This is a genomic window from uncultured Mucilaginibacter sp. (genome assembly GCF_903913935.1).
Classification (GTDB): domain Bacteria; phylum Bacteroidota; class Bacteroidia; order Sphingobacteriales; family Sphingobacteriaceae; genus Mucilaginibacter.
In genome coordinates, this window is the sequence record NZ_CAIWNH010000559.1 from 1 (window position 1) to 4478 (window position 4478).

Below are 4478 nucleotides of genomic sequence, written 5' to 3' on the forward strand. Positions count from 1 at the left end.
AGTGATTCGATTTATACTTCAAAGAACAAGACCTATGCAAAAACAATAAATAAATTAACAAATGACCAAGATTCTGTTAAAATAGGGAACAAGGAATATGGTTTTTTGGAGCTTTTGAAATTGTATAATCAAGTCGAAGACAAGAATTATGTACTCAGAGATTCAATAAGACTTTTGAAAGAAATCAACATTCTTTTGAATCAACAAGGGCAGATGTATAAAAAGATTCAAGCTGCCGATGGAAAATACGAAAATATATTGCGAAGTTTTTCCGACACAGCTGGTGTAAATTATAAATCATTGTATAATCTTGCAAAAAAAGAATATGGCTTTGACTTTATTGTAAAAAAGGACACTACGAGTAAACACGGTGTAATAATCAGTTCTAAGTTTGGCAGAGCTGATTCTGCAGCGTTACTTTTTAAATATTTTAGAAATAGATTAAAAGAAACAAAGCCAGGTTACTTTGTAGTTGATTTAAGTGGTAACAAGTGAAAGAAAAATAGAAAAAATGACAGTATACGTTATAGTAGTAGGTGGAACCGACAATGTATTGGGGGTTTATGACTCGGAATGGTTAGCGTTTAAGCGAAAGGCATATTTTGATATAATTTATAAAAATGATGAAATTAAAATCATTGAAAAGTATATGGAATATGCAGATCGGGAGTAAACATAACCTTGCGCGAAAATGACGGGCAAGGCCTGCGGGCAAAGGCTTCTCGTGCCCCGCTGACAGGTAGCCAGCACACATCCTACAATCCTTAAATCCTAAGAATCATAGTTCAGACAAAAGGGCAATGAGCGCAAATATTGTCTGAACCCGAATTTATAGAATTTAGGAATTTATCGAATTCTGTTGATTCTTTAATTCGAAAAATTCGAGTTCAGACCGTCCGCCCGGCCGTTTACTGGCGCACCCTATCACGGACGGACACCAATACATCATCCAACCCATCCGCACATCTGCACATCAAAAACATCTGCACATCAATCCGTGTAATCTTTTTACAATCAGTGCAATCAAAATAATACCTTTGCATCCTTAATAATGAAATTTAACTTAACAGCACAGGATCCGCATTCAAAAGCCCGGGCGGGTGAACTCACCACCGATCACGGCACCATTCAAACGCCTATATTTATGCCTGTGGGTACAGCAGGCACGGTAAAAGCCGTTCACCAGCGCGAATTACGGGATGATATTAAAGCACAGATCATCCTGGGCAATACCTACCACCTGTATTTAAGGCCGGGACTGGATACGATTGAAAAAGCCGGCGGTTTGCATAAATTTAACGGTTGGGAGAAGCCGATACTCACCGACAGCGGCGGCTACCAGGTATATTCGTTGACCGATGTGCGTAAAATAAAGGAGGAAGGCGTTACCTTCCGCTCACATATTGATGGGTCAAAACACCTGTTTACGCCGGAAAACGTGATGGATATACAGCGCATCATCGGCGCCGATATCATTATGGCCTTTGACGAGTGTACACCTTACCCCTGCGATTACAACTACGCCAAACGGTCTATCGAGATGACGCACCGCTGGCTAAAACGCTGCTGCGACCGCTTTGACAGCACCGAACCTAAGTATGGTTACAGCCAGACGCTGTTCCCTATTGTACAGGGATCAGTGTATAAAGATCTGCGGGTACGCTCTGCTGAATTTATCGCTTCCATGGACCGCGAAGGCAATGCTATTGGCGGTTTATCTGTCGGCGAACCAGCAGAAGAGATGTACGCCATGACAGAAATTGTTTGCAATATATTACCGGAGCAAAAACCACGTTATTTAATGGGCGTAGGTACGCCTGTTAACATATTGGAAAATATAGCCTTAGGAATTGATATGTTTGATTGTGTAATGCCGACGCGTAATGCGCGCAACGGCATGCTTTTTACCAAAAACGGTATCATCAACATTAAAAATGAAAAATGGAAGAACGATTTTTCTGCCATTGAAGAAGACAGCGACCTGTTTTCGGATACTGCGTACTCAAAATCGTATTTACGCCATTTAATTCATTCGGGCGAGATGTTGGGCGCACAAATTGCTACCTTGCACAACCTCCATTTTTATTTATGGCTGGTAACCGAAGCACGAAATAAGATCATCGCAGGCGAGTTTTACAACTGGAAAAGCATCATGGTAAACCGCCTCGGGCAACGACTATAAATGAAGGCATTTTTTTACAGGCATATCAAGGTAATTGACCGGTATATCATCAAAAAATACCTGGGCACTTTTGTATTTACGCTGGGCATCTTCCTGGTGGTAATGGTGATTTTTGATGTTTCCGAGCATTTGGATAACTTCCTCAAATACCATTCATCGCTGCATGATATTGTATTCAAATACTATGCAGGGTTTGTCCCTTTTTATCTGAATTTCCTGTCGCCGCTCATTAACTTTTTAGCGGTAATTTACTTTACTTCCAAAATGGCCAACCAAACAGAAATTGTGCCAATTTTGAGTGGAAAGGTAAGTTTTAACCGTTTTTTAAGGCCCTATTTTATTTGCGCGGGATTGATATTTACGGTATCGTTCCTCGCCAACATTTTTCTGATCCCCTATACCAATAAGCTTAAGATCTCGTTCGAAAACTCGCATTCATTTAATGGCGATGACCCTACAAAAAGCGAGGTACACATCCAGCTGGATAAGCATACCTATGTATACGTGCAATCGTACGATAACAGCATCCACACCGGCTACCAGTTTGTTATGGAGAAATTTGACGGCGATGATTTAAAGGAAAAGCTGGTTGCCAATACCGTGGTTTATGACTCGTTGAAACGTAAATGGACCATTACTGGCTATACCATCAGGTATATTAACGGGTTAAAAGAGAAGTGGGTTGATGGCATTACCAAAAAAATTGATACCGTTTTGGATATGCGCCCAACAGATTTTATTGTATACGATAACCAGTTTACCGCCATGTCGACCAGCGACCTGGCCAGGAATATTACCAAGGAAAAGATAAGGGGTACCGGGCAAATCAAAGAAATGCGGTATGATTATGACCAGCGTTTTGTATATCCGTTTTCGGCTTTTGTGCTCACATTGATTGCCGTTTCCATCTCGTCAAGAAAGGTGCGCGGAGGGATAGGACTGCCCCTCGGGATCGGTATTTTCCTTTGCTTTACCTATATAGTGGTGGACCGTTTTGCATTTGTTTTTGCCGTAAAAGGCGACATGCCGGCTATTATTGCGGTTTGTATCCCGAACGGGATCTTCGGCCTGGTCGGCTTATATTTACTTAAACAAGCACCCAAATAATGCAACCGGCAGGTGCTTCAAAAACGGTAAATAAAAACCTGTTATTACTGCACGGCACAGTGATTATCTGGGGCTTTACGGGCACCCTTGGCAAACTCATCTCCATACCCGCAACGGGCCTTGTTTGGTACCGCGTACTTATCGCATCGGTATCCTTATTACTCTATTTTATCGCCGTAAAAAAGGACTTCAGGGTGAATAAAATTACCTTGTTAAAGTTTGTTACCAACGGGGCGCTGGTAGGTGCACACTGGATATTATTCTTTGCATCCATTAAATTATCTACGGTTGCGGTAACACTGGTTTGCCTGTCATCTATCACTTTATTCACTGCTATATTTGAGCCGATCATCAACAAAAAGAGAATCTCCAGGCTCGAAATCATGGCAGGCATGTTGATCATTACCGGCATCATCCTGATCTTTAAATTTGAAACTAATTACACTAAGGGCATTATTGCAGGCTTACTGAGCGCCGTTTTTGCAAGTCTTTTTGCCATCATCAACTCCAAACTGGTGAAGTACCACCAGGCCCCGGTGATCGCATTTTACGAACTATCGGGCGCCTTTTTATGGATCACTATTTACCTGTTTGCATCCTCGGGTTTCAACCATAAAATGGTTCCGGACACTGCCGATATAGGTTACCTTTTTTTACTGGGCACCATCTGCACCTCCCTTGCCTATGTTGCCGGGGTATACGTAATGCGCGAGCTTTCGGCTTTCAGGGTAGCCCTCATCACCAACCTTGAACCCGTTTACGGCATCCTGATCGCCTTCTTTTTCTTTGGCGATCTGAACAAAATGTCTGCCGGTTTTTGGGCCGGGGCGGTCATTATTTTATCAACTATACTGCTTTATCCGGTCACCCAAAAGCAGCTCAACAAGCGCAGGCAGCGCAGGATAGCGAAGGCATAGCTGCCAGATCAGCCGCAATACTACCGCAGTTATGATAGCCTACCACACTACATTCCCAACGCTCCTCCGGTATTTCTTCCCGGGGTAGGGCAGGGTGAGACGTCAAATCGAGGCATTTTAAAGCCCTGTAACGAACTTTAACTTTAAACCACACCCCATCATTCCCATCGCACAAATCATTCAATTAAGGGGCTTTTTATCAGCCAGACTAAGTGTAACAAACGCTGTAATTAGAAAAATACTAATTATGGGATTTTTTGATAAAAAAACAT

Annotated in this window: 5 protein-coding genes; all 5 read left to right on the top strand. The window is 42.3% G+C overall.

Annotation, left to right across the window (positions count from 1 at the left end; genetic code table 11):
* On the top strand, positions 1-495 hold a 495-nt coding region (locus QZY09_RS22720), incomplete at its 5' end, for a hypothetical protein (RefSeq protein WP_295676485.1).
* A gap of 16 nt (positions 496-511) precedes the next feature.
* On the top strand, positions 512-673 hold the full coding sequence (locus tag QZY09_RS22725) for a hypothetical protein (RefSeq protein WP_295676487.1): 162 nt from the start codon (positions 512-514) through the stop codon (positions 671-673).
* A gap of 378 nt (positions 674-1051) precedes the next feature.
* Positions 1052-2182 carry a tRNA guanosine(34) transglycosylase Tgt gene (gene tgt, locus QZY09_RS22730; protein ID WP_295676489.1) on the top strand — a complete coding sequence of 377 codons (1131 nt, stop codon included), beginning with the start codon at positions 1052-1054 and terminating at the stop codon, positions 2180-2182.
* Positions 2183-3289: an LptF/LptG family permease gene (locus tag QZY09_RS22735; RefSeq protein ID WP_295676492.1), complete on the top strand. Its 1107-nt coding sequence runs from the start codon at positions 2183-2185 to the stop codon at positions 3287-3289. It abuts the gene before it with no gap.
* Positions 3289-4206, top strand: a complete 918-nt coding sequence (locus QZY09_RS22740) for an EamA family transporter (protein ID WP_295676494.1) — start codon at positions 3289-3291, stop codon at positions 4204-4206. The genes QZY09_RS22735 and QZY09_RS22740 overlap by 1 nt, the downstream gene beginning before the upstream one ends.
* The last annotated feature ends 272 nt before the right edge of the window (positions 4207-4478 follow it).

Excerpts from the sequence above, each read along its gene's own strand:
- tgt (WP_295676489.1), top strand. The coding sequence starts at position 1,052 with ATGAAATTTAACTTAACAGCACAGGATCCGCATTCAAAAGCCCGGGCG.
- QZY09_RS22725 (WP_295676487.1), top strand. The coding sequence starts at position 512 with ATGACAGTATACGTTATAGTAGTAGGTGGAACCGACAATGTATTGGGG.
- QZY09_RS22735 (WP_295676492.1), top strand. The coding sequence starts at position 2,183 with ATGAAGGCATTTTTTTACAGGCATATCAAGGTAATTGACCGGTATATC.
- QZY09_RS22740 (WP_295676494.1), top strand. The coding sequence starts at position 3,289 with ATGCAACCGGCAGGTGCTTCAAAAACGGTAAATAAAAACCTGTTATTA.